This window comes from Mycobacterium sp. NGS35, from assembly GCF_059812855.1.
In genome coordinates this window covers 213,879-240,164 of sequence record NZ_JCALDL010000006.1, presented here as the reverse complement: position 1 = coordinate 240,164, position 26,286 = coordinate 213,879, and the positions used below count along the sequence as shown (strand labels likewise).

The window sequence follows — 26,286 nt, the reverse complement described above, 5'->3', positions numbered from 1 at the left end:
GACCACGATGGGCATCGCTGCACTGATTGCCTGGATCCTGACCGCCGGGGGCGGCTTCTTCATGCTGGACAAATGGATCGGCGGCGGGGGCCATCGTCAGCAAGGCAATTCTCGTTTTCCGCCCGCGCTGATCTTCGGGCATTTCCTGCTGGCCGCAGCGGGCCTAGTGCTCTGGATCATCTATCTCGCGGTGGACAACGATCGGATCGGCTGGGCGGCGGTGGTGGTCGTCGCGGTGGCCGCGCTGCTCGGGTTCGTGATGCTCGCGCGGTGGGTGCCCGTTTACCGCGGCCAGCGCACAGCCGTGGGCGCCGGCGACCGTTCGGCCGACGCGGGGCCGGCCGAGCGGTCGTTCCCGGTTCCCGTCGTCGTGGGCCACGGCGTCCTTGCCGTGGTGACGGTGATCTTGGCGCTGCTGGCCCTGTCCAACAGCTGATTTCGGCGCGCAAACCTTCGCTTGAGCGAACGTTGCGCGCCGAAATCGCAGGGCAGCGGCTGGTCAGCTCTCTTCGAGGTACTCGGGGCAGTATGCCTGCGCCGAGTAGACCATGAACGTCTTGATCTGCTTGGCCGTGAGGTCGCTGTTGGCCGCCAGGGACTTGGCGATCTGCTCCGGTGAGCTGCCCTCGTCGAGCGCGGCGCAGACGTTGTGCGCAACCTTGATGACCTGCGCCGGATTGTCGACGGCGATACCGGCCTGATCGACGGCGTTGACGAACTGGGTGTCCACCGACCCGGCGTTGGCGGTGCCGGCGGCGACAAGCGCGGTCATGCCCAGGGCGGCGGCGCCCATAGTGGCGGCAGTGACCGACTTGGTGATCAGGCGAGAAAACATTGCAGGGACTCCTTTGTGCTGATGTGGGTTGCTCTTGCGGGCAACTTCAGAATCGGCACCGGCCCTTGGCGGATCCTCAACGAATTCTTGACGCCGCACCAAGTACCCTGCGCACTGGCACATTGGAGGAGGAACACACACCCATGAGCGCGACGAACGACCGTCAGGCGCTGGCGGAGATCGCCGAGCAGTCGGGATGGCAGCGCAGGACCGTGGAACGCACCGACTTCTACCGGCGCGGCGTCCGCGAGGTGGAGATCTTGTTCACCGAAGACAACCTCAACGGCGCCTCACTGTACGAAGACCTGCACATGCTGACGCACACCCGCGACCGCGCCACCGTCGAAGGCTGGCTGACACGCGCCCATTAGGGCTCAGACCGCGGCGGCCAGCGCGGCGAGTGTCTCCGCGGAGGTGTACGTCGGCTGCCAACCGAGGTCTTTCTTCGCTTTCGTGGTGTCCATCACCACCGATGTGCGGGCGACGTGCAGCCACTCGAGCGCCGACGGAATGAACGGCAACCGCGAGATCGCGGCCGACGCAGCTGAAGCCGCGGCTGCGGGAACGCGAACTGGCCTGCCGCCCAAGGCTTTTGCGACATCTGACACGGTGATCAGCCCGTCCCCGGCGATGTTGTAGGCCCCCGGTGGCGCGGGAACTGTAGCGGCCAGCGCAATAGCGGCGGCCACGTCGTCGTGGTGGACGAGTTGCAGCGGATATCCGGGGTCGGGGATCACCGGCTTGAGCACCGGCACCGCTTTCGCCAGCGCACGCAACGGTCCGGGCAGGCGCCGCAACGGCATCGCGTCGGCCAGCGCGGGCGCCTTCGGGCCGGCGACGATGCACGGCCGCAGGATGAACACCTCCAGCGACGAGCCGGCGGTGATCTCGGCCAGCGCCGCTTCACACGCGGCCTTCTGTTGCGAGTAGTAGTGCTCCGGGGATCCGCGCGGCGGCACATCCTCGGTGAGCGGCACGGGATTGTCGACGTGATAGCCGTAGGCCGCAACCGACGACGTGTAGACCAGCCGCCGCGGCCTCTGCGCGGCCACGGTGGCCTCGAAGACGTTGCGGGTGCCCGTCAGATTAATGCGGGCACTCTCTTCGCGCGAACCCATGATGATGAACGCCAGATGGATCACCACGTCGGCGTCGGCCACCAACCGATCGACGGCGTCGCGATCCAGAATGTCGCCCTGCTGGTAGGCGGTCTTGGTCCAGCCCTGAGCGCCGGGGTCGAACGGCCGCCGCGCCATGCCGACGATCTTTTCGACCGCAGGTTCGCGTTCCAGCGCGGTGACAGCGGAGATGCCGATCTCGCCGGTAGGGCCGGTGACGGCCACGGTCAGTCCCACCCGACAAAGCTGCCCGCGAGTCAGCGCGCCGAAACATTGACGAGTCAAACGTCACATCGCCAGGCTTGACCCGGCTACAAAGGGTGGAGAGACCGACCGTGGAGAGTGTGATGCAGCTGATTTCACCAACCGACAACATCTTCCTGCTGGGCGAGTCGCGCGAGCATCCCATGCATGTGGGCGGTTTGCAGCTGTTCGAGCCGCCGCCCGACGCCGGGCCGGACTTCGTGCGCAAGGCCTACGAGGCGATGCTGACGTGCACCGACGTGCAGCCGACCTTCCGTAAGCATCCGGCCTTTCTGGGCGGCATCACCAACGTCGCATGGTCCTTCGACGACGACGTCGAGCTGGACTACCACCTGCGCCGCTCGGCGCTGCCCCCGCCCGGTCGCGTCCGTGATCTTCTGGAGCTGACGTCGCGGCTGCATGGCACCTTGCTGGACCGGCACCGGCCGCTGTGGGAGGCGCACCTTGTCGAGGGCCTCAACGACGGCCGCTACGCGCTCTACGTCAAAGTCCATCACTCGCTCATCGACGGGGTGTCCGCGCAGCGGCTGATGCAGCGCACGATGACTCCGGACCCCAACGACGACGAGCTGCGGGTGTCGTGGGAGCTCAAGCCGCGTCGCCGCAAGGACTCCGGCGGTCCTGCGAACCCGTTGCAGACGCTCGCCAAGACTGTGGGATCTGTTGCGGCCCTTGCTCCTTCGACGTTGAAGCTGGCTCGTGCAGCGTTGCTGGAGCAGCAGCTCACGCTGCCGTTCCAAGCGCCCAAGACCATGTTCAACGTGCGGATCGGCGGTGCGCGCCGCGTCGCCGCGCAGTCGTGGTCACTGGATCGCTTCAAGCGCGTCAAGGCTGCCGCCGGCGGGGTGACCGTCAACGACGTGGTGCTGGCCATGTGCGCAGGGGCGCTGCGTGCCTACCTCCTCGACCAGAACGCGCTGCCGGAGACGCCGCTTGTCGCGATGGTTCCGGTCAGCCTGCGCAGCGAGAACGACGACAGCGGCGGCGGCAACATGGTCGGCACGATCTTGTGCAACCTCGCCACGCACCTCGACGATCCGGCGAAGCGCTTGGAAGCCATCCACTCGTCGATGGCCGAGAACAAGAAGGTGTTCACCCAGCTGCCCAAGCTCGAGCAGCTGGCGCTGTCGGCGTTCATGAGCGGTGGTGTGGCGCTGGCGATTCTGCCGGGCTTCGTCAGCACGGCACCGCCGCCGTTCAACATCGTGATCTCCAACGTGCCGGGCCCGCGAGAGCCGTTGTACTGGAGGGGCGCGCGGCTTGACGGCAATTACCCGCTGTCGATCGCGTTGGACGGGCAGGCGCTCAACATCACGCTCACCAACAACGCCGACAACTTGGACTTCGGTTTGGTGGGCTGCCGCCGCAGCGTGCCGCACCTGCAGCGTCTACTCGGCCATCTGGAGGCCGCGTTGAAGGACCTCGAAGTCGCCGCCGGCGTCTAGGCCCCGGCATCAGATGCCCAAGACCAGTGCCGGATTGCTGCCGTACCGGATCCGTGACGGCGTCGTCGAGGTACTGATCGGCCATCCCGGCGGGCCGTTCTGGGCCAACAAGGACGACGGGGCGTGGTCGATCCTCAAGGGTGAGTACGTCGACGGCGAAGACCCGTGGGAAGTGGCGCAGCGCGAGTTCACCGAGGAGACCGGTCTGGCACCCCCGACGGGCCCGCGCATCGACTTCGAGCCGATCCGTCAACCCAGCGGAAAAGTGTTGACCGCGTTCGCAATCGAGGGTGATGTCGATGTCACCGACGCGCGCAGCAATACCTTCGAAATCGAATGGCCGAAGGGGTCCGGCCGGATGCGTGAGTTCCCGGAAATCGATCGGGTGCAATGGTTTTCGGTAGCCCAGGCGCGAGCCAAGCTGCTGAAGGGCCACCGCCCGATCCTCGATCGGTTGATTGCGCAGCCGGACCTCGCCGGTTGTCGAGAGGCGTGAGGCGACGGGCCGTCGAAGACGTCGACGCAAACGCCGACGAAAAACGGCGGCGCCCCTGACCGGAGCGCCGCCGCTGCAATGTTGGTCCGCTACGGGCAGGTCACTTCCATGGAGAAGTCGTGGTTGGACGGGCCGGCCATCGGATTGGACATGTCAGGCATGCCGACGAGCTTGCCGGAGATCTTGTAGGTCTTGCCGTCCTTGGACGCGCTGGCTTCGCCGCCACCCGGCGTGCCCTTGTTGTATGCGAGTGGCTGACCGTTGAGGACGAGCCCGACCTGCTGCACGTCGGGCTTGTCACCCTTGGAGACGATTGCGCTGGAGCCGCCTTGAGCCGTGTTGCCGACGCTGATCGAATAGTTGTTGCTGCCGGGGACGTCGGCGCACACGATCGAGCCTTCGACGTTCTGGTCCTTGCCGTCGATGGTGATCTTCGCCTTACCCGTGCCGGACGATGCCGTCTGGGTCGCGTTGCTCGACTTGTTGTCCGAACAGCCTGCCAGCCCTGCCACCACGACGGCCGCACCGCCGACTGCGACCACGAACCCACGCTTCACGCTCGTTCTCCTTTTGTCGTCGTGGCCCGTCAAGGGCGGCGGACCATCAGTCAAGCAGTATGGTGTTCGACCTTCCGCCGGTCATGAGATTGGGAAAATAAGCCGCACGCCGTCATCAAAACGACGTGCGCCTGACCGCGCGTTCAGCAGTTGGCTTTGAAGTCGAAGGCGGCGGTGGCGCGTTTGTTCGGGTCGGCGACGGTGGCGCCCTGAGCGGTGCCGTTGACCCGGAACGTGGTGCCGATCACCGAGGCCTGCGCCTTGCCGATGTTGTTCTCCCACACGCTGCCGTTGAAGTCGCCGACGTTGTTGATCGTGACGGACCGTGCGCTGACGTCGTCACCGGTGTCGATCACCACGCGCACGCCTGATTTCTCGTCGCCCGTCTGGATGGTGTGCGTCCAGCCGTCCTGCGTGCACTTCACCGCATGGGTGGTGCCGGCGGATTTGCCGTTGATGGTGATCTGGGCGGTCGACGGCGGCAGCGAACCGGGCGGCTGAGGGGAGTTGGCCGGGGCCGACGAACAGCCAGCGACGCCGGCGACAGCGCAGAACGCGGCTCCGGCTGCGACGACGATTCGGTTCTTCACCGCTCACCTCAATTCCGGTGGACTTACGAACGTCGGACTCGGGCAAATGTATCCGGCGGCCATGCCCGGCAGCGGGCAAAACCCCGGGATTGATTCAATACCAGCGTGACCGAGCAGGGAAGTGGCCTTTTCACGGTCACCGCGTCGCTGCCCGGCCGTCGGGGCCGCTGCGGGGTGATCCACACCCCGCACGGCGACATCCACACCCCGGCGTTCATCGCGGTCGGCACGCAGGCGACGGTCAAGGGTGTGCTGCCGGAAACGATGAAAGAGCTTGGCGCACAAGCCATTCTGGCGAATGCCTATCACCTGTACCTGCAGCCCGGCGCGGACGTGGTCGAAGAGGCCGGCGGCCTGGGCGCATTCATGAACTGGCCGGGGCCCACGTTCACCGATAGCGGTGGATTCCAGGTGCTTTCGTTGGGAGCGGGTTTTCGCAAGGTGTTGGCGATGGACGCCGAGCGCGTGCAGGCCGACGACGTGATCGCCGAGGGCAAGGAGCGGCTCGCGGTCGTCGACGACGACGGCGTGACGTTCCGCTCGCACCTCGACGGGTCGACGCACCGGTTCACCCCCGAGCTGTCGATGCGGATCCAGCACCAGCTCGGCGCCGACATCATCTTCGCGTTCGACGAGCTCACCACGCTGGTCAACACCCGCGGCTACCAGGAGCGGTCGGTGCGTCGCACCCACGATTGGGCGGTGCGGTGCCTGGCCGAGCATCGGCGGCTCGGTGGCCGCCAGGCGTTGTTCGGGGTGGTGCAGGGCGCGCAGTACGAAGATCTGCGACGAGCCGCCGCACGCGGGCTCAGCGAAATCGGTTTCGACGGCTACGGGATCGGCGGGGCGCTGGAGAAGCAGAACTTGGCGACGATCATCGGGTGGGTGATCGACGAACTGCCCGAGCACAAGCCGCGGCATCTGCTGGGCATCAGCGAGCCCGACGACTTGTTCGCGGCCGTGGCCGCCGGCGCGGACACCTTCGACTGTGTGTCGCCGTCCCGGGTGGCCCGCAACGCGGCGGTGTACTCGGTTACCGGGCGATTCAACATCACCAACGCGCGCTACCGCCGGGATTTCACACCGATCGACCCCGAATGCGATTGCTACACCTGCGCGCACTACACGCGGGCATATCTGCACCATCTGCACAAGAGCAAGGAGATCCTCGCCGCGACGCTCAGCACCATCCACAACGAGCGGTTCGTGATCCGGCTCGTCGACCAGATGCGCAATGCGATCTATGACGGCCGGTTCGACGACCTGCGCGAGCACGTCCTCGGCCGCTACTACTCGTCCAGATCTGATTCCGGCGGGTAGATCCACGGCTCGCGAGGCAGTTGCGCCGGATTGAACTGCGCCAGAAGCTGTTCCAGGGTTTTCGACGGCCAGCCGAGCGATGCGGACATCTGGGCGATCGCGCGATCGACGCCGATTTCGGCGAGCGTGACAGCACCGTCACGCTTGGCCAGCCGCTTGCCCTCATGGTTGAGCACCAGCGGTACATGCGCATAGGCGGGTTTCGGGTAGTTCAGCACCGACGCGAGGTAGGCCTGCCGCGGCGACGACGGGAGCAGGTCGTCGCCGCGCACCACCTGATCGACCTCTTGTGCAGCGTCGTCCACGACCACCGCGAGGTTGTAAGCCGGCACCCCGTCGCCGCGCCGCACCACGAAATCGTCGACCACACCGCGATATTCGCCGTGCAGCAGGTCCACCACGGTGTACTGGCCGACCCCGGCACGCAACCGCAACGCCGGTGGCCGGCCGGTGGCGTCGCGCCTTAAGGCGCGTTGGGCCTCGGTCAACTCACGGCATGTTCCCGGGTAGGCGCCCTGCGGTGCATGCGGTGCGCGGGGAGCTTGCTGGATGTCCCTTCTGCTGCAATAGCATTCGTAGAGCAAGCCACGCTGGGCCAGCCAGGCGATCGCATCGTCGTAGCGCTGCGGGTGCTGGGTCTGCCACTGCGGCGGCTCGTCCCACGTCAGCCCGATCGCGGCGAGGTCGGCAACGTGGCGCCGGCCGATGTCGGCGCGGGTGCGGTCGTCGAGGTCGTCGATTCGGATCAGAAACCGCCGGCCCGTCGACCGCGCGAACAGCCACGCCAGCACGGCGGTGCGCAGATTGCCGATGTGCAGGTCGGCCGACGGGCTGGGCGCGAACCGACCTGCACCGCTCACATTGCGAATCTAGCGACTACTCAGGGTGCTTCCCACGTGAACCCGTCCGGGTCGGTGAACGGGCCCACGCCGCTGGCGATGGCGATGCGGTGCGATCCCGCGCCGTCGGCCGGCACACCGGCGGTCTTGGCCAGATTGCGGCGGCTGTAGAGCGCCAGCGTGATGGGTCCGGTCGCGAACTGGACGTACTTGCGGCCGAAGCTCTTCGCTACGTCGAGCCCGTGCTCGACGTAGAACCGCTTGCTCGCGGCGACGTCGTCGACGCCCAACTGCAGGACGAAATCGTCGATCTGCCCGGTTTCGGCACCGCGGTCCTTCTTCGACGACGACGCCACGGTCCAGATCGTGCCGTCCGGTCCGCACACCGCGCCGCCGTAGCCCCACAGACTTCTCTTGGGCGGCTTCACCTCGGACGCGCCGGCTTTGACGGCGGCATCGATCAGCGCGTCGACGGTCGATGGTTGAGGCACGACGAGCGACAGGGTGAACCCACGGAAACCGCTTGTGGGCGCCTGCGATTCGCGGGCACGCACCGGCAGTTCTGGTCCGAATGCGGCCTTCACGAAGGTCTCGGCGGCGGCGGGGTCGGGCGTCTCGAGAGTGACGAATTCGATGCCGGTCATCCCGGGCTCCTCTCCGTAACGTCGTATTCGCTGTCCACGTTGTTGATATTGAGAGTATAACTCTCAATTCGAGAGCGGTAGTCTCAAGTTGTGGCACGCTCGGAGCGACGAGAACCATCGCGTGGTCAGCGCGGACAGGCGAGGACCAGGTTGGCGCGAGCCGCCGTGATCGAGGCTGCGCGAACCTTGTTCGCGGAACGTGGCTACGGTGCAACGACGGTCGAGGCCATCAGCGCTCTCTCGGATGTGCCGCAGGCCACCGTGTACCGGCTGTTCTCCTCCAAGCTCGGAATACTCAAGGAGCTTCTCGACGTGTCGATCGCCGGCGACGACGAGCCGGTGTCATTGCCCGAACGCCCCTCGGTGCGAGCACTGCTTTCCGATCCGGATCCGAAGAGCCGGCTAGCGGGCTTGGTTCAGGTCACTTCCGACATCAACTCGAGGATCGCGCCGATCTACCGCATCCTCGTGGGCGCCGCGAGCGCGGATCCGGAAGCCGCGGCCCTGCTCGAGCAGCTCAATCGGCAGCGGCGCGCCGGCCAAGGGCGCATCGCCCGGTCGCTCGCTCAAACCGGCGCGTTGCGGCCAGGCATGCGGGAGCGCGACGCCGTCGACATCGTCTATGCCCTCGTGTCTCCCGAGGTGTACCGGCTGATCGTCGTCGACCGGGGGTGGTCCCGGGAGCGGTACGAGCGGTGGCTCACACAGACTCTGGTCGACGGTTTACTCGTACCGGGCTGAGCCCGAGGCCCGCATGCGCTGAGCAGGTCCGCCGGATTAGTCCGACGCTCTGTGGAGCCCGGGAACGATGTCACCGAGTCTGTATGTGACCGGCCGCTCCAGCTGTGCATAGGTGCACGAGCGGGGGTCCCGGTCGGGCCGCCACCGGCTGAATTGTGCCGTGTGCCTGAATCTCTCACCTTCCATGTAGTCATAGCGCACCTCGACGACGCGTTCGGGGCGCAGCGGCACGAAGGACAAGTCTTTGCCGGCATTCCAGCGGGAGCCCTCGTTGCGGCGCGGGGTTCGGTCCCCGGCCATATGCGCGGCCCAGTTCCACGGGTGATCGTCGAAATCCGTGACCAGTGACTGCAATTCGGCGAACAGCCGTCGGCGTTCGGCCATCGGGAACGCGCCGATCACGCCGACGGACGCCAATGTGCCGTCGTCTTTGTACAGCCCCAGCAGCAGTGAACCGATAGCGTCGGCACTGGACTTGTGCGGCCGGTACCCGGCGACCACACAGTCCGCGGTCCGCTGGTGCTTCACCTTGAACATCACCCGCTTGTCGGGTTGGTAGGTGATCGTCAGCGGCTTGGCGATGATGCCGTCGAGGCCGGCGCCCTCGAACTCGGCGAACCATCGCTGGGCGGTGGGTAGGTCGGTGGTTGCCGGGGTGACGTGAAACGACGAGCCGGCTGTCGCAAGTGCGGCGACCAGTGCCGCCCGGCGCTCGCTGAACGGTCGCTCGGTGTAGTCCTGATCGCCGAGGGCCAGCAGGTCGAACGCGATGAAGGCAGCCGGAGTGCGCTCGGCGAGCACGCGGACCCGCGACGCGGCGGGATGCAACCGCAGCTGCAGCGCCTCGAAATCCAGCCCGTGGGCTGCCGCGATCACGATCTCGCCGTCGATCACGCAGCGCTGCGGCAGCTCGGTCCGAGCCGCTGCGACAAGCTCGGGGAAGTACCGCGTCATCGGCCGCTCGTTGCGGCTGCCCAATTCCACCTCGTCGCCGTCGCGGAAACAGATCGACCGGAAACCATCCCATTTCGGCTCATACGAAGCGCCTGCGGGGATCGACGGCACCGGTTTGGCCAGCATCGGCGAGATCGGCGGCATGACGGGCAGCTGCACCGCCCTATTGTCGGCGACGCGATGACCGCGCTACCGCGCCGCGCCCAGGAACGGAACCGGGGCCGACGGTGCGGCGTTCGCGCCGGCGTCGAACAGTCCGCGCTGGCGCAGAATCGGAACAACCCCTTCACCGAACCAGAACAGTTCCTCCAGATGCGGATAACCGGAGAAGATGAACTCGTCGATACCGATCTCGGCGTACTCGGCGATCCGATCGGCGACGTCGGCGTGGCTGCCCACGAGCGCGGTGCCCGCCCCGCCGCGCACCAGTCCCACCCCCGCCCACAGATTCGGCGCGACCTCCAGCGTCCGGGCGTCGTGCCAGCTGCCGTTGGCCCGGCTTGCTTCGTGCAGTGCCAGCATCCGTCGCTGCCCCTCGGATTCGCTGCGCGCCAGGCCTTCCTGGGCTGCGCGCACGGTGCCTTCGTCCAGCGCCGCCAGCAGCTTGTCGGCCTGCGACCAGGCCTCCTGCGCGGTGTCGCGCGAAATCGTATGCAGCCGAATGCCGAATCGCACCCGGCGTCCCTGCTGGCCCGCAAGCCGGCGGATCCAATTGATCTTGTCCCGTACTGCGGCGGGCGGTTCGCCCCATGTCAGATACACGTCGGCGTGCCGTGCGGCGACCGTGCCGGCAGCCGGCGAACTTCCCCCAAAGTACAAGCGCGGCACGGGATCCGGCAGTGTCGGCAACGTGGCATCCTCGACACGGATGTAGTCGCCGTCGAAGGAGACCGTGTCGCCGGTCCACAACCGGCGGACCACCTCGAGGAATTCGTCGGCGCGCCGGTAGCGGCCGTCCTTGTCGATATGGTCGCCGAAGGCGCGCTGTTCGTGCGCTTCACCGCCCACCACCACGTTGAGCAGGATCCGCCCCGGCGCGTGGCGCGCGAACGTCGCGGCCATCTGCGCTGACAGGGTCGGGCTGACCAGCCCTGGCCGGAACGCCACCAGAAACGCCAGCGACGTGGTCTCGCGTGCCAGAAGGGCGGCAGTGACGAATGCGTCCTCGCACCATGCGCCGGTGGGTATCAGCGCCCCGGTGAATCCGAAGGTCTCGGCGGCGCGGACGATCGACGCCAGATAGTCGATCGACGCGTCGCGGTCACCGTGCGCAAAACCCACCGGTGACCCGTGGCCCCCGCCGATGATCAACCGGCTGTCGCCGTATGTGGGCAGAAACCAGTGCAGCGTCAACGACATTCGCATCGCCTCAACGAAATTCCGGGCACCAAAGTCACCCCAGAATGATGCCCGCGGCAGTTCCGCCGGTCAGGTGTTGCATTCAGCCGGATCGAAATGCGAGCCAATCCGCGCGGCGTCGATGTGCAATCAGCGGGGCGGCACACTGTCCGCCGCTGTGAAGCATGGGAGTGAATCTCTGATGACCGTCACCGCTGCCGCGGTGCCCGACCGGCACGGCGCCGTCTCACCGGCCGCGCTGCGTACGGTGCTGGTGTCCAGCCTGGTGGGCACCACCATCGAGTGGTACGACTTCTTCCTGTACGCCACCGCGGCCAGCCTGGTGTTCAACCACGCGTTCTTCCCCGACCAGAGCTCGCTCATCGGAACGCTGCTGTCGTTCGCGACGTTCGCGGTCGGCTTCGTCGTGCGCCCGATCGGCGGCGTGGTGTTCGGTCACATCGGAGACCGCATCGGACGCAAGAAGACATTGGCGCTGACGATGTTCTTGATGGGTGCCGCCACGGCGTTGATGGGGCTGCTGCCGACTGCGGCGCAGATCGGCGCGGCTGCTCCGATATTGCTGCTGTTGCTGCGGGTGGTACAGGGTTTCGCACTCGGTGGAGAGTGGGCCGGGGCCATCCTGCTGGCCGTCGAACACAGTCCGGTACGGCGGCGCGGCCTGTTCGGAAGTGTGCCGCAAGTGGGCTTGGCGCTTGGACTAGCGCTCGGCACAGGGGCTTTCGCGCTTCTGCAGGTCGCCCTTCCTGACGATGCCTTCATCTCCTACGGCTGGCGCATCGCGTTCTTGTTCAGCGTGGTGCTGGTTGCCTTCGGCATTGTGGTGCGGCTCAAAGCTGCTGAGACACCGGCTTTCGAGAAGATCCGCGACGAGGAATCCCGCGCCGCCGTTCCAGTCCGCGAAGTCTTCAGGCCTCCGGCGCTCCGCGCGACTGTGCTGGGCATGCTTTCACGCTGGGGCGAGGGTGCGGCGTTCAACACGTGGGGAGTGTTCGCGATCTCCTATGCCACCGCAACCCTGCACTTGCCGAAGGTCTCTGTACTGACCGCGGTGACCGTGGCCGCGTTGGTGATGGCTGCGCTGCTGCCGATCTCGGGTGTGCTCACCGACCGATTCGGCCCCAAGGCGGTGTATTCGACCGGCATCGCCGCGTACGGGCTTGCGGTGTTTCCAGTCTTCGCGCTGTTCTCAGCCAAGAGCCTGACCGCTTTCACGCTGGGCATGGTCGTGGTGTTCGGCGTCATCCACGCATGGTTCTACGGCGCGCAGGGCACGCTGTACGCCTCGCTCTTTCCCACCCGCATCCGCTACACCGGACTGTCGACGGTGTACCAACTCTCGGGTGTCTACTCCTCGGGGCTGACCCCGCTGATCCTGACCGCACTGATCGCGGCGGCCGGGAACACCCCGTGGCTGGCGTGCGGCTATCTGATGCTCACCGCGGTCATCAGCGTCGCCGCCACCGCCGCGCTGCGACCGCGGTTCTTCACCACCCACGGCTGAGCGGTTCGCGCGGCGGCTGATCTCCGCTCCTCGGTGGCCAGCAACGGCGTGGGACGCACGACCCAGTTGAGTGTGCACTAGCGGCGCGGCCTACTCGCACTTTGTCGCCATCGTCGCACAATCAATCGAGGTACCAGCCGGGTACGACTCTCCGGCGGCGCGGCGGTCTAGATCAACGTCGACCCGATGGATGAGGATGGACGCTGTGGACTTACCTGTGCAGCCGCCGCTGGAGCCGATGCTGGCCAAGGCGCAGGCAAGGGTTCCCGACGACCGCGGTGTCTGGTCCTACGAGCCGAAGTGGGACGGGTTCCGGGCGCTGGTGTTCCGCGACGGCGACGAGGTGGTGCTGCAGTCGCGTAACGGTAAGGAGTTGGGCCGGTACTTTCCCGAACTGGTCGACGCACTGCGTGACGAAACCGCGCCGAAATGCGTACTCGACGGCGAAGTCGTCGTGCCGCGGGACATCGGTGGGCGGATCCGGCTGGATTGGGAGTCGCTGAGCCAGCGCATCCACCCCGCGCAGAGTCGCATCACGATGCTCGCCGAGCAGACACCCGCGCACTTCATCGGTTTCGACGCCTTGGCCACGGCTGATCGGTCGCTGATGGGCGAACCGTTTCGCGTCCGTCGTCAAGCGTTGACCGACCTGATCACCGAAAAGCAGTGGTGTCACGTCACCCGCACGACAGAAGACCCCGAACAAGGCGCGCAGTGGCTCGACACCTTCGAGGGCGCCGGGCTGGACGGTGTGATCGCCAAACGACTCGACGGCCCGTATGTGCCGGGCAAGCGGGAGATGGTGAAGGTCAAGCACGCCCGCGATGCGGACTGCGTGGCGATCGGCTACCGCATTCACAAGAGCGGAGAAGGAATCGGCTCCATCCTGCTCGGACTCTACCGTGACGACGGCGAGCTCCAAATGGTCGGCGGTGCAGCATCTTTCACGACCACGGACCGGCGCAAGCTGCTGGCCGAACTCGAGCCGCTGCGAATAGGGGACGAGGTCCGTGAAGGTGATCCCAGCCGCTGGAACTCCGCTGCCGACAAACGGTGGATTCCGGTGCGGCCCGAGAAGGTCGCCGAGGTGGCCTACGACCAAATGGAAGGCGAAAGATTCCGCCACGCAGTGCGTTTCGTGCGATGGCGCCCTGACCGTGACCCGCGAAGCTGCACGTTCGAGCAGCTCGAGGTGCCGCTGAACTACGACCTCTACGAAGTCCTGGAATCGTGATGGCAACGCGCGCAGAAGAACTCGACGTCGACGGCATCAAGGTGCGGCTGACCAATCCGGACAAAGTGTACTTTCCCAAGCTGGGATCGAACGGAACCAAGCGCGCGCTGGTCGAGTACTACCTCGCGGTGTCGAAGGGCCCGATGTTCACGGCGCTACGGGACCGGCCCACGCATCTGCAGCGGTTTCCCGACGGCATCGACGGCGAGGAGATCTATCAGAAGCGAGTGCCGCAGCACCATCCCGACTACCTGCAGACCTGCCGAGTGACGTTCCCGTCCGGAAGAACGGCCGACGCGCTGAAGGTCACGCACCCGTCGTCGATCGTGTGGGCCGCGCAGATGGGCACCATCACGCTGCATCCGTGGCAGGTGCGCTGCCCCGACACCGAGCACCCCGACGAACTGCGCGTGGACCTGGACCCTCAGCCGGGGACCGGGTTCACCGAAGCCCGCACCATCGCGGTGGACGTGTTGAAGCCGTTGCTCGACGAACTGGGCCTGGTCGGCTATCCGAAGACCTCCGGCGGTCGCGGGGTGCATGTGTTCCTGCGGATCAAGACCGACTGGGACTTCATCGAGGTACGCCGGGCCGGCATTGCGCTGGCGCGTGAAATCGAAAGGCGCGCACCTGATTTGGTGACGACGTCGTGGTGGAAGGAAGAGCGGGGCAAGCGGGTCTTCGTGGACTTCAACCAGAACGCTCGCGACCGCACCTTCGCGTCCGCCTACTCTGTGCGGCGTACTCAGATCGCCACCGTGTCGACGCCGTTGACCTGGGACGAGTTGGCCGATGCCGACCCCGACGACTACACCATGGCCACCGTCGCCGATTTTGTTGCGGCACGGGATGACCCGTGGGCCGACATCGACGCGAACAGCCAGTCGCTGGAACCTCTACTGGAGATGGTCAAGGCCGACGAGGAACGCGGTCTTGGCGACCTGCCGTACCCGCCTAATTACCCGAAGATGCCGGGCGAGCCGAAACGCGTTCAGCCGAGCCGCGATACTGACCGAAAAAGGACCGAGACATGAGCCTCCGGCGTGCTGACGGCTCCGAGAACCACGCCTTCCTCGGCGCTGTGCTACAGGCCGGTCTGCGTGCGCTGTTGATCGTCTTCCTCACGGCGACTTTGCTTTTGGAGCCGCCACACAACCATCAGGTGTCGTGCGTCGTCATTTGGGCTGCTTACGTCGTGACCGTCGCAGGCTGGGCGGTCTGGACGCTGCGGCCGCACGCTCGCACCAGGCCCGACGTCGAAAAGCTTGTGACGCTGCTTGTTCTGGGCGCCGACATCCTTGCCATCTCTGCACTGGCGGTACTCACTGGTTTCACGTCCGCGGAGGACTGGACGTCCGACGTTTTGCGCAACGGGCTGTTCCTCGTCCCGTTGATTGCGGCGGCACAGCTGAACCCGGACATCAGCGCCGCGATCGCCGTTCCGACGGTGCTCGGTTTGTTCGCCACCTCGTGGATTACTCAGGAAGCCAACGAGGAGCCGTGGTCGTCGATCCTGTTGAGCACCACGGTGATGTCGGCGTTAGCCGCCGGTTCTGTTGCACTGTCCCGTATTCAGCAGTCCAAAGTGTCGACCATCCGTCAATTGGCGGAGCAGCGCACCCGGTTGCTCGACGAGTTGGTCGGTCTGGAGAAGCGCGAGCGTGAGACGCTCGCAGAGCGAGTGCACGACGGGGCTCTGCAGTACGTTCTCGTGGCCCGGCAAGACCTCGAAGAGGTCCGGACGGGTTCCGGAATTGCTGTCGACCGGGTGGAGACCGCGCTCCTCGAGGCCTCCCAGCTCCTTCGACATGTGGCCAGGGATTTGCATCCGCAGGTGCTCGCGCGGCGGGGGCTGAAGGCGGCGATCTCCGATCTGGCCGCGAGTGTGGGCAGCCGTGCCGATCTCACGGTGAAACTCGACACGACGGCCTGGCCGGACGACCAACCGACCACCGACACGGATTACGTCATCTACAACGCAGCCCGTGAAATCCTGACCAACGCCGTCAAGCACGCTCATGCGGACACGATCAACATCAGCCTGCGCCGTGACGGCGACCATGCTGTGTTGCAGATCGCCGACGACGGTGTCGGCATTTCCGACGCCGCGCTCGCACAGAGCCTTCGTGACGGGCACATCGGTCTCGCGTCCATCCGTACCAAGGTTCTCGCCTCAGGCGGTCAGTTCGAAATCCGCCCAGGTTCGCCGGGGACCGCGATCAACATCTCTGTCCCACTGCGGCAAAACGTCGTGTTGGCGGCCAGCTGAGCTCAGGTCGAGCATTGCGAGATGGCAATGTGACCACCGCCGTTGCGCGCCAACGCTTCTCGCTCGGCATCGGCAATTGTCGGGCCGTACCAGCCGTAGTAGTTGTCGCCATTCACGGCGAGTGCGGCACAGCCATTCTTCGCCCAGGCGATGAACACGCAGTGGTTGCCGCCGTGGTTTTGGCATTCACTCAGTGATCGGATCCGCGCCGAGTCGAGGTTGTTGTAGTTGTTGCCCCACCCGTAGACGTGGCTCTCCGGTGAATACGAGATCGCGACGTACGTGTCGTCGGCCAGCGCGGGCGGCGCACCCGCCAGGCTCACGGCGGCCGCTGCTGCCGCACCACCGGCGAGCAGAGTTGCGAATCGGAAAGGCTTGCGTCGGGAAATGATCATGGCGTTCTCCTGAGGCGACGGTGCCCGTGTCGCCTCGTCAGGAGCGCCCCGCCGCCTCAACGACCGCCACTCGGGACACCAACTATCGACTTAACGAATCAAGTGTGAACCCGATCCTCGGACTCTGTACCGGCTTTTCGTCAGCTGGTCAGGCGAACGCGCCACGATGAACGGCCGCACAGAATCCGCGAGGCCGCAGGACCTGTCGAGGCTAGCCGTCGCTAGCCGTCAGGCCCGGGCGCCAGCGTCACCTTGGCGGCACGTTGCTGGCCCGTGCGGTCCTGCCACACCAGGTCCACCACGTCACCGGGATAGTGCCGGTCCAAAACGCCGGTCAACGAGGTCGCGTTGTTCAGCGGTGCGCCGTCCAGCGAGACGAGCACGTCGCCGCGCTGCAACCCGGCCTGCTCTGCCGGGGTGCCGGGGAGCACGTCGCGCACGGCGACGCCGCCCGATCCGCGTTGCTGAGTAGTACCGACTCCGATGCCCAGCATGGCCGGCGGCCCGATGTGAACGGTGCCAGCCGGCGTGCGCGATTGAATCTGTCCTGCGATCGCCATCGCCCGGTTGATCGGAATGGCGAACCCTTTGCCGCCCGGGCTGCCCAGCCGGTAGTTCACCGACGCCGCCACGTTGACGCCGATCACCTGCCCGGAGGCGTTGACCAGCGGACCGCCCGAGTCACCGGGCCGCACCGGCGCCGCGATGCCGATGAGATCGTTCAGCTCTTCGGAGCTGCCGGTCAAATCGTCCTCGGCCTCGATGTCCGCACCGACGGTGATGACGCGGCCTTCCTCGCGGCTGATCGGCTTGCCGCTGCCGTTGGCGTTGCCGAGGCTGACGATCGGCTCGCCGATCCTGACCTGGTTCGAGTCGCCGATCGGCGCCGTCGGCAGACCGTTGGCGCCGAGCAGTTGGATCAGCGCGATGTCCTGGGTGCGGTCGTAGCCCAGCAGTTTGGCCCTGAAGTTCTGGCCGGTGCCGACGCTGAGCACGTTGATGCTGTCGGCTCCGGCGACGACGTGGTTGTTGGTCAAGACGACGCCGTCGGGGCTGATCACGATGCCGGCACCGAAGCCCACGACGCCCTGGTAGTTCACGATCGTGTTGATCTGCACCATGCTTTGCTCCGCGATGGCCGGCGCGGCCTGCACCGGATCGGCGGGGACCGCCGCTGCGGTCGGCAGCGAGGACAAGTGCGCCGGAGTCACCAGCGCGAGAATCGTCGCCAAAGCGGCGACGATCGAAAGCCACCACACCCTGGCGGGTGGATGAGAAGGTCGTTCGGCCATCTGTTGCCTTTCGCGCGGGCGGAACACAGCGTTGACTCCATTTTGCCCGCACACACTGACACGGGCGGAAAACCGCAGGTAAGGGCTCAGTCCTCGACGGCTACCCCGCTGGACTTGCGCCGCAGGCGCGGCCTGCGCAGCTTGCCCGACGGACGCTGGTTGCGGACGCCGCCCCGCGGGGCCTCCACGGCCACCGTGTCTTCGGCCGACGGCGGCTCGTCGTCCCCGACGCCACCGTCCTTGGCCTTCCCAGCCTCAGCGTCCGCCTCGGAAAGCTCAGCGGTCTCGGACTCCGTCGTCGGCTCCTGGGACAGAGAGACCTTCTGGCCCTCTTTGTCCGCTTTGTCCGCGTCGTCCGCGTCGTCTGCTTCGTCGGCGGTTTTGCCGGCGTCGCCTTCGGCGGCGTCTTCCGTCGGCGCCTCAGTTTCGGTTCCTGCCTCGTCGGCCTGCTCACCCTTGCGGCGCCGCCAGCGGCTCTTGCGTTGCTTCGGCGGTTTCTTCTTGACCGGTCTCGGCGGAGGGGGCGGAAGCTCGGCGATGAACGACAGGTAGAAGGAGAAAATACCCAGCAAGCTGATCGCGGCGGCGGCGCCGTAGATGCCGAACAGCCAGCGCCCGACGTCGTCGAGGCTCAGCCAGATCTCGCTGATCGCCGCGCCGATGATCAAGGCCCCACCCAGGACGTGCAACACGATGGACAGCACCCGTAACCGCAGGGCGAGGTAGGGGGTCGCGTACTCAGGGCGCCGGGTGCGCAGCCATGTGAACACCACCGGCAGGGCAGCCAGCGCGATCAACGCACCGGCGACGATGCGCAGCACCGTCCCGAGTGTGTGCGACGTGTCGCCCGACAACTCCCACCAGCGAGGAAGGACGAACAAGAAGTACAGGACCCCGGCAGCGATCGAAAACAACGCGTGCCAGACCACCGCGACAATGCGGCTCATGCCCCTCCTCAAACGCCACGTCTGCTGGCGTCGATCGATGCTTGTCTGGGGCGGGGCGACCGGATCCCGATGCGCCCCGCATCCCGACGGCGGAGGATGCGGGATTTGAACCCGCGAGGGCTATTAACCCAACCCGCGTTCCAGGCGAGCGCCATAGGCCACTAGGCGAATCCTCCGTCGGACATGGTAACCGACCTGTCTGGACGGGCCGGCCGTCACCGCCGACGCAGGTACTAGACTCTGCGTGGACCCCGCGCGGCGTCCATCCTGTGAACTCCCCCAGGGCCGGAAGGCAGCAAGGGTCAACGGGCTCTGGCGGGTGCGCGGGGTCCCCCACTCACTTTTGCTCAATTCCCGCGGCCATGTCTGGAGGTGCCAACGCGCGTGGCCTCGTTCGCTTCCCTCGGCCGTGACGAGTTGATGGCCCAGCACGAGCTACAGCTGGAGAACTACGCCGCGCTGCGGGCCAAGAAGCTGACGCTGGATCTGACTCGCGGCAAGCCGTCGCCGGACCAGCTGAGCCTGTCCAACGCGTTGCTGAGCCTCCCGGGCGACGATTTCCGCGACGGCGAAGGCACCGACACTCGCAACTACGGCGGCCTGCACGGCATCCCGGAACTTCGAGCGATCTTCGGTGAGCTGCTCGGCATCCCGGTGCCTAACCTGATCGCCGGCAACAACTCCAGCCTCGAAATGATGCACGACATCGCGACGTTCTCGATGCTGCACGGCGGCGTCGACTCACCGCGGCCGTGGATTCGGGAACCGAAAGTGAAGTTCCTGTGCCCGTCGCCCGGCTACGACCGCCATTTCGCGATCACCGAAACGCTGGGCGTGGAGATGATCACGATCCCCATCCGCGAGGACGGACCCGACGTCGACCTCATCGAGGAACTCGTCGCCGCCGATCCCGCCATCAAGGGCATGTGGGCGGTGCCGGTGTACTCCAACCCCACCGGCGTGACGTACTCGTGGGAGGTGGTGCGCCGGCTGGTGCAGATGCGCACCGCGGCGCCGGACTTCCGGTTGTTCTGGGACAACGCCTACTGCGTGCACACGCTCACCCACGACTTCGTCCGTCAGGTCGACGTGCTGGGGCTGGCTGCGGCCGCGGGAAACCCGAACCGGCCCTATGTGTTCGCGTCGACTTCCAAGATCACGTTCGCCGGTGCCGGCGTCAGCTTCTTCGGTGGGTCTCTGGCCAACATCGCGTGGTATCTGCAGTACGCGGGCAAGAAAACCATCGGCCCTGACAAGGTGAATCAGCTGCGGCATCTGCGGTTCCTCGGCGATGCCGACGGAGTCCGGCTGCACATGCAGCGCCACCAGCAGCTGTTGGCGCCCAAATTCGCGCTGGCGCTGCACATCCTCGAAGACCGGCTCGGTGCGTCGAAGATCGCGTCGTGGACCGAGCCCAAGGGCGGCTACTTCATCAGCCTCGACGTGCTGCCCGGCACGGCGCGGCGCACCATCGGGCTGGCCAAGGATGCCGGGATCGCGGTCACTGAGGCCGGCGCTGCATTCCCGTACCGAAAAGACCCGGAGGACAAGAACATTCGGCTCGCGCCGACCTTCCCGTCGATGCAGGACCTGTCGCAGGCCGTCGACGGGCTGGCCACCTGCGCATTGCTGGCCGCCACCGAGTCGCTGCTCTTGCGTGGCTAGCGATTTCGGTGTGTTTCCGTGCGCTGAGCGCCGGTTAACGCACCGAAATCGCACGCGTCGGACCGCCTCGGTAGCCTGCTGACCGTGGCTCTGTACCGCAAATACCGTCCGGCGAGCTTCGCCGAAGTGGTGGGGCAAGAGCACGTCACCGAGCCGCTGTCGACCGCGCTGACAGCCGGCCGGATCAACCACGCCTATTTGTTTTCCGGGCCGCGCGGCTGCGGCAAGACGTCGTCGGCGCGTATCCTCGCCCGCTCGCTCAACTGCGCCGAAGGGCCGACGGCCACCCCGTGCGGGGTCTGCGAATCGTGTGTGGCGCTGGCGCCCAACGGTCCCGGCAGCATCGACGTCGTCGAGCTCGACGCCGCCAGCCACGGCGGCGTGGACGACACCCGCGAACTGCGCGACCGCGCGTTCTACGCGCCGGCGCAGTCGCGTTACCGGATTTTCATCGTCGACGAAGCGCACATGGTCACCACCGCGGGCTTCAATGCCCTGCTCAAGATCGTCGAGGAACCGCCCGAGCATTTGATCTTCGTGTTCGCCACCACCGAACCGGACAAGGTGCTGCCCACCATCCGCTCGCGGACGCACCACTACCCGTTCCGGCTGTTGGCGCCGAAGACCATGCGCGCGCTGATCGAGCGGATCATCGCCCAGGAGGGCGTCCAGGTCGACGACACCGTCTATCCGTTGGTGATCCGCGCGGGAGGCGGCTCACCGCGCGACACACTTTCGGTGCTGGACCAGCTGCTGGCGGGTGCCGAAGAGAACCGAATCGCCTACCCGCGAGCGCTGGCGCTGCTGGGTGCCACCGACGTCGCACTGATCGACGACGCGGTCGACGCACTCGCGGCAGGCGACGCGGCGGCGCTGTTCGGCGCGGTCGAGTCCGTCGTCGACGCGGGCCACGATCCGCGGCGGTTCGCCACCGACCTACTCGAGCGGTTCCGCGACTTGATCGTGCTGCAGGCCGTGCCGGATGCTGCCGCCCGGGGCGTCGTCGATGCGCCCGGCGATGTGTTGGATCGCATGCGTGTGCAGGCGGCGCGCATCGGTACTGCGACGCTCACCCGCTACGCCGAGGTGGTGCACGCCGGGTTGGGGGAGATGCGCGGGGCCACAGCGCCGCGGCTGCTGCTGGAAGTGGTGTGCGCGCGGCTGCTGCTGCCCTCGGCCGGCGACACGGAATCGGCACTGCTGCAACGGGTCGAGCGCATCGAGAAGCGGCTGGACATGTCGGTGCCGGAAGCTGTCTCGCAGCCCGCGTCAGCGGCCGCGCCCAAGCCGGCGCCCGCAGCGGCGCCTGCGCGCATTGCCGCACCGAAGCCCCCGCCGAAGCCGCCCTCGCCGAAGCCGCCCGCGCCGAAGCCGCCCGCGCCCAAGCCGGCCGAGCCGGATCCGACACCCGAACCAGCGCCTGAGGCGGGCCCCCCGCCCCCGGTCGGCGCGCTCGACGCCGCCGCCGTCAGACGGCAGTGGTCCACTGTGATGGACAAGGTCCGCAGCCGCAGCCGAACGCTGGGTGCGATGCTGGCCGACGCCGTGGTATCTGCAGTCGACGGCGACACACTGGTGCTGTCACACCAGTCGGGCAACCTGGCGAAACGCCTTGGCGAGCAACGCAATGCCGACGTCATCCGGGAGGCGTTGAAAGACGCGCTCGGCGTCGACTGGAAGGTCCGGTGCGAAGTCGCCACGGCCGCGCCGACTCCTCCGCCCGCCGAGGACCTGCGCCGCGCGGAGGAGGACATGCTCGCCGAGGCGGGGCAAGACACCGCCGCAGATGTCCCGCGCCGTGACCCGGAGGAAGTGGCGCTGGAACTTCTGCAGAACGAGCTGGGTGCCCGTCCGATCGACGGACCTTAGGGCGTCCACCACGGCCGCAACGGCAGTCCGCCGTCGCCGCCGTGTTCGTCGAGCTTCACCGCCAGTACCTGGTGCAGCTGAATAGCGTTGTGCTCGAAGCCAACTCGTGAACCAGCCATGTACAGGCCCCACACTTTCGCGGTACCCAAGCCGACTTCGTCGACGGCCTCGTCCCAATGCTCGACGAGGTTGCGGCACCAGTCGCGCAGCGTCAGCGCGTAGTGGTGGCGCAGGTTCTCCTCGTGCAAGACCTCCAGTCCGATGTCCTGGATCTCGGTGATGATCCGACCCGATCCGGTGAGCTCGCCGTCAGGGAACACGTAGCGGTCTATGAAGCCGCCAGCCGTTGCCGGGTGCCGGTTGTCGTGGCGGGTGATGCAGTGGTTGAGCAGTAGACCACCGGTGCGCAACTTCGACTGCAGGAAGCGGAAATACGACGGATAGTTCGCCACCCCGATGTGTTCGGTGAGCCCGATCGACGACACCGCGTCGAACTGTGTCTCGGCGATGTCGCGGTAGTCGCCGTGGCGCACCTCGGCGAGCTCCGTCAACCCCTCGTCCGCGATTGCCTTCTGCGCCCACTCGGCCTGCTTCGCCGACAGGGTCACACCAATCGCCTTGACCCCGTTGCGCGCGGCATATCGCACCATGCCGCCCCATCCACAGCCCACATCGAGCAGCCGGTCGCCGGGTTGCAGGCGAAGCTTGTCGAACACCAGCCGGTACTTGTTCTCTTGCGCCTCTTCCAGACTCGCGTCGGGGTGCGGGTAGCACGCGCAGGTGTATGTCATCGACGGGCCAAGCACCCACTCGTAGAAGGCGTTCGACACGTCGTAGTGGTGGTGGATCGCTTCTGCATCACGAGTTTTGCTGTGCCGCAAGCCTTCTGCGATTCGACGCCACCGCGGAAGCGCCTCCTGCGGCGGCGGCGCGATCGGCTTGAGATGTTCCACCCCGATGGAGCGGACGATGTTCGCGAGCAGTCGGGCCGGCGGCCGTTTGAATTCAAGCTTGACAGCCAAGGCCTTCAGCAGCTCGTACGGGTCGCCGGGATGGACGCCGCGCGGTTCGAGATCTCCGGAGACGTACGCCCGTGCCATGCCGAGCTCGCCGGGCGCGGTCGCCAGATAGGTGGTGCCGCGCGGCGTGCGCAGATGAAGTCCCAGCGGGGCGTCCTCGGGGCCGGCGCTACTGCCGTCGTAAGCGGTGAACCGAAGCGGCAGTTGGCCTTCGGCGAGCACTTCGAGGATTTGCGCCAGTGTCATCTTGCCGGTGGTGGAAGTGTTCGTCGTGCGTTCACGAAACGTCGTCATCGTCTTTGCACCGCCTTCGCATAGAGGTCGAGGAAACGCGAGTCCGGGTCGTAGGTCTTCTTCAGCGTCTTGTATGTCTCGCCACCGTAGAGTTCATCGAACTCCTCGGGGGAGTAATAGGCGTCCGAGTACAGCGACTTGTGTCCCTCGAGCTCGCTGACCTTCGCCTCGATACGCCGATTGGTCTCTCCTTCCATCGCCCCGGCCGGCACCGAGGACCAGAACCCGATGTTGACGTAGGTGTGCCCGGGCCGGATCGGGTACAGCGGCCATCCGGCCGGATCGCGAAGGCGCAAGGGGCACAGCCAGATCGGCTCGATGGGCACGTTGGCCAAGAACCAGTCGAGGAATTCTACGCAGCGCTCGATCGGTACCTCGACGTCCTGCACCACGCGCTCGCGCGGCGGCCGGCCGTGCCGCTTCTCGATCCGGTCGGCGATGTTGAAGCGCCGGTCGTAGGAGATGAGTTTCCAGTAGAAGCTGCTGCGCCGCAGTCGCCGCGGCCAGAACCGCCGGATGCGTGGGTTCTGCGCTCCGAAAGCCCGCGAGCACCAGAACCAGTCGGTGTCCCAGCGCCACAGGTAGTCGTGGATGGTGAGCCGGTCGTGCTTCTCGCCGTCATCGTGCTGAATGGAGCGGTAGTAGATCTGCTGGCCGGTGTAGTCGCTGACCGGTCCCGGTGTGCCGGTCTGGGTGCCGATGCATAGGTAAGACTCGTCGCCGCTGAAGACGACGCCGTCCAGGTAGTCGACGCGCTCGCCGTCGTAGCCTCCGGTGTCGACTATCCGGTCCATCTCGGCGACCAAATCGGCCAGCGAGTGAAAGCGCAAGTGCCGCAACGCAACGAACGGTTTGACGGGCTCTAGCTCGATTCTCAGGCGCACCGAATAGCCAAGCGTGCCATAGGAATTCGGGAATCCGCGGTACAAGTCGGAGTGCTCGTCGGGCGACGCGGTGATCACCTCACCGGTGCCGGTGAAGATGTCCATCTCCAGCACCGACTCGTGCGGCAGCCCGTTGCGGAACGACGCGGACTCGATCCCGAGCCCGGTGACAGCCCCACCCAGCGTGATGGTCTTGAGCTGCGGCACCACCAGCGGCGACAGGCCGTAGGGCAGCGTGGCGGCCACCAGATCCTCGTACGTGCACATCCCGGCGACATCGGCGGTGCGGGCCTGCGGGTCGACCGCCAGAACGCCAGTGAGTCCAGAGGTATCCAGGCCGGGAGCGTCACTCTTGGCGCGCGCGCGAAATAAGTTCGACGTGGGTTTGGCGAGCCGGACGGTGGCTGTCGGCGGGATCGCGCGATAGCTTGCGATCAACCGGCGCACGCCCTCGTCATGAGTTGACACACGTATACGCTAATCCGCGGCTACCACCGATGCGACCGAACCACCGACCACTAGAGGAGTTTCGCCTGATGGGACAGGTCAGTGCAGTCAGCAGCGTTTCGATCAACGCAGCGCCGGATAAGGTGCTCGCCGCGGTTGCCGACTACCAGACCGTCCGCCCGAAGATCCTGTCACCGCAATACAGCGACTACCAGGTGCTGCAGGGCGGCCACGGCCAGGGCACCGTCGTCAAATGGAAGCTGCAGGCGACCAAGTCGCGGGTGCGTGACGTGCAGGCCACCGTCGACGTCGCCGGTCACACGGTCATCGAGAAGGACGCGAACTCATCGATGGTGACCAACTGGACCGTCGCCCCCGCCGGTGCCGGATCAACCGTCACCGTGAAGACCTCGTGGCAGGGAGCGGGCGGCGTCAAGGGGTTTTTCGAGAAGACGTTCGCGCCGCTGGGTCTGCGCAGGATCCAGGACGAGGTGCTGGGCAACCTCAAGAAGGAGCTCGAGGCGTCCGCCGGGTCCGCCTCCAGCTAGGCGGTCGGGCGGCTCTGCGCCAGGAAGCCGGCGATGCCGTTGACCACCGCGGCCGCGTATTTCTGCCGGCCTTCGACGGTGGTGATCAGCGCCTCGTCGGCCGGGTTCTTCATGTTGCCCAGCTCGACGAGCACGGCCGGATACTGCGCGAGGTTCAGTCCCGCGAGGTCGGCGCGGCCGTAGAGGCCGTCCTGGCCGATGTAGTTGGCCGGCGGTATCCCGGACGCCTGCAGCTGGTCACGCATGATCCTGGCCAACTGCACTGACGGTCCGGCCTGGGCCTGGTTCAGCGGCGGCGACGAGTAGTTGACGTGGAAGCCGCGCCCGGACGGCGGCCCGCCGTCGGCGTGGATCGACACGATCGCGTTCGGGTGTACTGCATTGGCCATTGCGGCGCGCTCGTCGACGCACGGCCCCAGCGCGTTGTCGTTGCCCCGCGACATCGCCGACCGCACACCCAGCTGGTTGAGCATCGAGCGGATCCGCAGCACCACCTCCCACGTGAACGAATGCTCGGGGTAACCGTTGTCGGCGTTGGTGCCCGACGTCTGGCATTCCTTGGTGCCGCCGCGCCCGTTGCTCACCTGGCGGTTGATCGACCCGTCGTTGGCGCCGTTGTGCCCCGGGTCCAGGAACACGATCATCCCGGCGATACTCGTCGGCTGAGCGCTCGCCGGCGGGGCCGCGACCAGCGAAACAGCGAGCGCCGCGGCCGCCGTGACGGCACCGACACGCAGGCAGAGCAGGTCTGGCACTG

The 26,286-nt window shown here is 66.5% G+C and carries 27 protein-coding genes, 1 tRNA gene and 1 other RNA gene; 14 read left to right on the top strand and 15 right to left on the bottom strand.

Annotation, left to right across the window (positions count from 1 at the left end; all coding sequences use genetic code 11):
• The first annotated feature begins 7 nt into the window (after positions 1-7).
• Positions 8-436, top strand: coding sequence for a hypothetical protein (locus AC5Y4C_RS12900; protein ID WP_499951934.1), 429 nt, complete (start codon positions 8-10; stop codon positions 434-436).
• 63 nt (positions 437-499) lie between these two features.
• On the opposite strand, the gene AC5Y4C_RS12895 is transcribed toward AC5Y4C_RS12900, so the two are convergent.
• Entirely contained in the window at positions 500-835 is a 336-nt protein-coding gene (locus AC5Y4C_RS12895; protein WP_499910745.1) for a DUF732 domain-containing protein, read from the bottom strand.
• Positions 836-978: 143 nt separating this feature from the next.
• Between AC5Y4C_RS12895 and AC5Y4C_RS12890 the strand changes: the two genes are divergently transcribed.
• On the top strand, positions 979-1,206 hold the full coding sequence (locus AC5Y4C_RS12890; RefSeq protein ID WP_499910742.1) for a hypothetical protein: 228 nt from the start codon (positions 979-981) through the stop codon (positions 1,204-1,206).
• Positions 1,207-1,209: 3 nt separating this feature from the next.
• On the opposite strand, the gene AC5Y4C_RS12885 is transcribed toward AC5Y4C_RS12890, so the two are convergent.
• On the bottom strand, positions 1,210-2,190 hold the full coding sequence (locus tag AC5Y4C_RS12885) for an NAD-dependent epimerase/dehydratase family protein (protein WP_499951932.1): 981 nt from the start codon (positions 2,188-2,190) through the stop codon (positions 1,210-1,212).
• A 110-nt stretch (positions 2,191-2,300) separates the two neighbouring features.
• On the opposite strand from AC5Y4C_RS12885, the gene AC5Y4C_RS12880 reads away from it, so the two are divergent.
• The gene (locus AC5Y4C_RS12880) at positions 2,301-3,662 is read left to right on the top strand and encodes a WS/DGAT/MGAT family O-acyltransferase (RefSeq protein WP_499951930.1); all 1,362 of its coding nucleotides are present in this window, start codon (positions 2,301-2,303) and stop codon (positions 3,660-3,662) included.
• A 13-nt stretch (positions 3,663-3,675) separates the two neighbouring features.
• A complete protein-coding gene (locus tag AC5Y4C_RS12875; protein ID WP_499951929.1) occupies positions 3,676-4,158 on the top strand; it encodes an NUDIX hydrolase in 483 nt (160 codons plus the stop codon).
• Between the two features lie 89 nt (positions 4,159-4,247).
• On the opposite strand, the gene AC5Y4C_RS12870 is transcribed toward AC5Y4C_RS12875, so the two are convergent.
• Complete coding sequence (locus tag AC5Y4C_RS12870; RefSeq protein WP_499910734.1) at positions 4,248-4,715, bottom strand: lipoprotein LpqH; 468 nt, start codon at positions 4,713-4,715, stop codon at positions 4,248-4,250.
• A gap of 143 nt (positions 4,716-4,858) precedes the next feature.
• Positions 4,859-5,305 (bottom strand): lipoprotein LpqH, encoded by a 447-nt coding sequence (locus AC5Y4C_RS12865; RefSeq protein WP_499951928.1) that lies wholly within the window; start codon positions 5,303-5,305, stop codon positions 4,859-4,861.
• 105 nt (positions 5,306-5,410) lie between these two features.
• Between AC5Y4C_RS12865 and tgt the strand changes: the two genes are divergently transcribed.
• A complete protein-coding gene (tgt, locus tag AC5Y4C_RS12860; RefSeq protein WP_499910730.1) occupies positions 5,411-6,625 on the top strand; it encodes a tRNA guanosine(34) transglycosylase Tgt in 1,215 nt (404 codons plus the stop codon).
• On the opposite strand, the gene gluQRS is transcribed toward tgt, so the two are convergent.
• The gene (gene gluQRS / locus AC5Y4C_RS12855) at positions 6,595-7,494 is read right to left on the bottom strand and encodes a tRNA glutamyl-Q(34) synthetase GluQRS (protein ID WP_499952052.1); all 900 of its coding nucleotides are present in this window, start codon (positions 7,492-7,494) and stop codon (positions 6,595-6,597) included. The genes tgt and gluQRS overlap by 31 nt on opposite strands.
• Positions 7,495-7,505: 11 nt before the next feature.
• Positions 7,506-8,135 (bottom strand): VOC family protein, encoded by a 630-nt coding sequence (locus AC5Y4C_RS12850; protein WP_499947995.1) that lies wholly within the window; start codon positions 8,133-8,135, stop codon positions 7,506-7,508.
• 123 nt (positions 8,136-8,258) lie between these two features.
• Here AC5Y4C_RS12850 and AC5Y4C_RS12845 point away from each other — a divergent pair, with 123 nt between their 5' ends.
• A complete protein-coding gene (locus tag AC5Y4C_RS12845; protein WP_499951926.1) occupies positions 8,259-8,849 on the top strand; it encodes a TetR/AcrR family transcriptional regulator in 591 nt (196 codons plus the stop codon).
• A 36-nt stretch (positions 8,850-8,885) separates the two neighbouring features.
• Here AC5Y4C_RS12845 and AC5Y4C_RS12840 read toward each other — a convergent pair whose 3' ends face one another.
• Positions 8,886-9,962: an ATP-dependent DNA ligase gene (locus AC5Y4C_RS12840; RefSeq protein ID WP_499951925.1), complete on the bottom strand. Its 1,077-nt coding sequence runs from the start codon at positions 9,960-9,962 to the stop codon at positions 8,886-8,888.
• Between the two features lie 30 nt (positions 9,963-9,992).
• A complete protein-coding gene (locus tag AC5Y4C_RS12835; RefSeq protein WP_499951923.1) occupies positions 9,993-11,162 on the bottom strand; it encodes an LLM class flavin-dependent oxidoreductase in 1,170 nt (389 codons plus the stop codon).
• Between the two features lie 181 nt (positions 11,163-11,343).
• Between AC5Y4C_RS12835 and AC5Y4C_RS12830 the strand changes: the two genes are divergently transcribed.
• From AC5Y4C_RS12830 to AC5Y4C_RS12815, 4 genes are all read left to right on the top strand, one after another.
• The gene (locus tag AC5Y4C_RS12830; protein WP_499951922.1) at positions 11,344-12,666 is read left to right on the top strand and encodes an MFS transporter; all 1,323 of its coding nucleotides are present in this window, start codon (positions 11,344-11,346) and stop codon (positions 12,664-12,666) included.
• A gap of 196 nt (positions 12,667-12,862) precedes the next feature.
• Positions 12,863-13,900 carry an ATP-dependent DNA ligase gene (locus AC5Y4C_RS12825; protein ID WP_499951921.1) on the top strand — a complete coding sequence of 346 codons (1,038 nt, stop codon included), beginning with the start codon at positions 12,863-12,865 and terminating at the stop codon, positions 13,898-13,900.
• Complete coding sequence (ligD, locus tag AC5Y4C_RS12820; protein ID WP_499951919.1) at positions 13,900-14,934, top strand: non-homologous end-joining DNA ligase; 1,035 nt, start codon at positions 13,900-13,902, stop codon at positions 14,932-14,934. Before AC5Y4C_RS12825 ends, ligD begins: the two co-directional genes overlap by 1 nt.
• Complete coding sequence (locus AC5Y4C_RS12815) at positions 14,931-16,169, top strand: sensor histidine kinase (protein ID WP_499910713.1); 1,239 nt, start codon at positions 14,931-14,933, stop codon at positions 16,167-16,169. The genes ligD and AC5Y4C_RS12815 overlap by 4 nt, the downstream gene beginning before the upstream one ends.
• 2 nt (positions 16,170-16,171) lie before the next feature.
• Here AC5Y4C_RS12815 and AC5Y4C_RS12810 read toward each other — a convergent pair whose 3' ends face one another.
• From AC5Y4C_RS12810 to AC5Y4C_RS12795, 4 genes are all read right to left on the bottom strand, one after another.
• Entirely contained in the window at positions 16,172-16,564 is a 393-nt protein-coding gene (locus AC5Y4C_RS12810; RefSeq protein ID WP_499910710.1) for a DUF4189 domain-containing protein, read from the bottom strand.
• 221 nt (positions 16,565-16,785) lie between these two features.
• Entirely contained in the window at positions 16,786-17,856 is a 1,071-nt protein-coding gene (locus AC5Y4C_RS12805) for a S1C family serine protease (protein ID WP_499961372.1), read from the bottom strand.
• Between the two features lie 86 nt (positions 17,857-17,942).
• Complete coding sequence (lucA, locus tag AC5Y4C_RS12800) at positions 17,943-18,803, bottom strand: lipid uptake coordinator LucA (protein WP_499961375.1); 861 nt, start codon at positions 18,801-18,803, stop codon at positions 17,943-17,945.
• A 90-nt stretch (positions 18,804-18,893) separates the two neighbouring features.
• A tRNA-Ser gene (locus tag AC5Y4C_RS12795) sits at positions 18,894-18,979 on the bottom strand.
• Positions 18,980-19,046: 67 nt separating this feature from the next.
• Here AC5Y4C_RS12795 and ffs point away from each other — a divergent pair.
• From ffs to AC5Y4C_RS12780, 3 genes are all read left to right on the top strand, one after another.
• Positions 19,047-19,141, top strand: an RNA gene (gene ffs, locus AC5Y4C_RS12790) — signal recognition particle sRNA small type.
• Between the two features lie 82 nt (positions 19,142-19,223).
• Positions 19,224-20,468: an aspartate aminotransferase type Ic gene (locus tag AC5Y4C_RS12785; protein WP_499961736.1), complete on the top strand. Its 1,245-nt coding sequence runs from the start codon at positions 19,224-19,226 to the stop codon at positions 20,466-20,468.
• Between the two features lie 84 nt (positions 20,469-20,552).
• On the top strand, positions 20,553-22,337 hold the full coding sequence (locus AC5Y4C_RS12780; protein WP_499951918.1) for a DNA polymerase III subunits gamma/tau: 1,785 nt from the start codon (positions 20,553-20,555) through the stop codon (positions 22,335-22,337).
• On the opposite strand, the gene AC5Y4C_RS12775 is transcribed toward AC5Y4C_RS12780, so the two are convergent.
• Together AC5Y4C_RS12775 and AC5Y4C_RS12770 are read right to left on the bottom strand one after the other, a co-directional pair.
• Positions 22,334-23,650: a class I SAM-dependent methyltransferase gene (locus AC5Y4C_RS12775; RefSeq protein WP_499910695.1), complete on the bottom strand. Its 1,317-nt coding sequence runs from the start codon at positions 23,648-23,650 to the stop codon at positions 22,334-22,336. The two genes, AC5Y4C_RS12780 and AC5Y4C_RS12775, sit on opposite strands and share 4 nt — an antisense overlap.
• Positions 23,647-25,002 carry an FAD-binding oxidoreductase gene (locus AC5Y4C_RS12770; RefSeq protein ID WP_499951917.1) on the bottom strand — a complete coding sequence of 452 codons (1,356 nt, stop codon included), beginning with the start codon at positions 25,000-25,002 and terminating at the stop codon, positions 23,647-23,649. Before AC5Y4C_RS12770 ends, AC5Y4C_RS12775 begins: the two co-directional genes overlap by 4 nt.
• Positions 25,003-25,070: 68 nt before the next feature.
• On the opposite strand from AC5Y4C_RS12770, the gene AC5Y4C_RS12765 reads away from it, so the two are divergent.
• Positions 25,071-25,529 (top strand): SRPBCC family protein, encoded by a 459-nt coding sequence (locus AC5Y4C_RS12765; protein ID WP_499951916.1) that lies wholly within the window; start codon positions 25,071-25,073, stop codon positions 25,527-25,529.
• Here the strand turns inward: AC5Y4C_RS12765 and AC5Y4C_RS12760 are convergent.
• Positions 25,526-26,284, bottom strand: coding sequence for an Rv3717 family N-acetylmuramoyl-L-alanine amidase (locus tag AC5Y4C_RS12760; protein ID WP_499951914.1), 759 nt, complete (start codon positions 26,282-26,284; stop codon positions 25,526-25,528). The genes AC5Y4C_RS12765 and AC5Y4C_RS12760 overlap by 4 nt on opposite strands.
• Between the last annotated feature and the right edge of the window lie 2 nt (positions 26,285-26,286).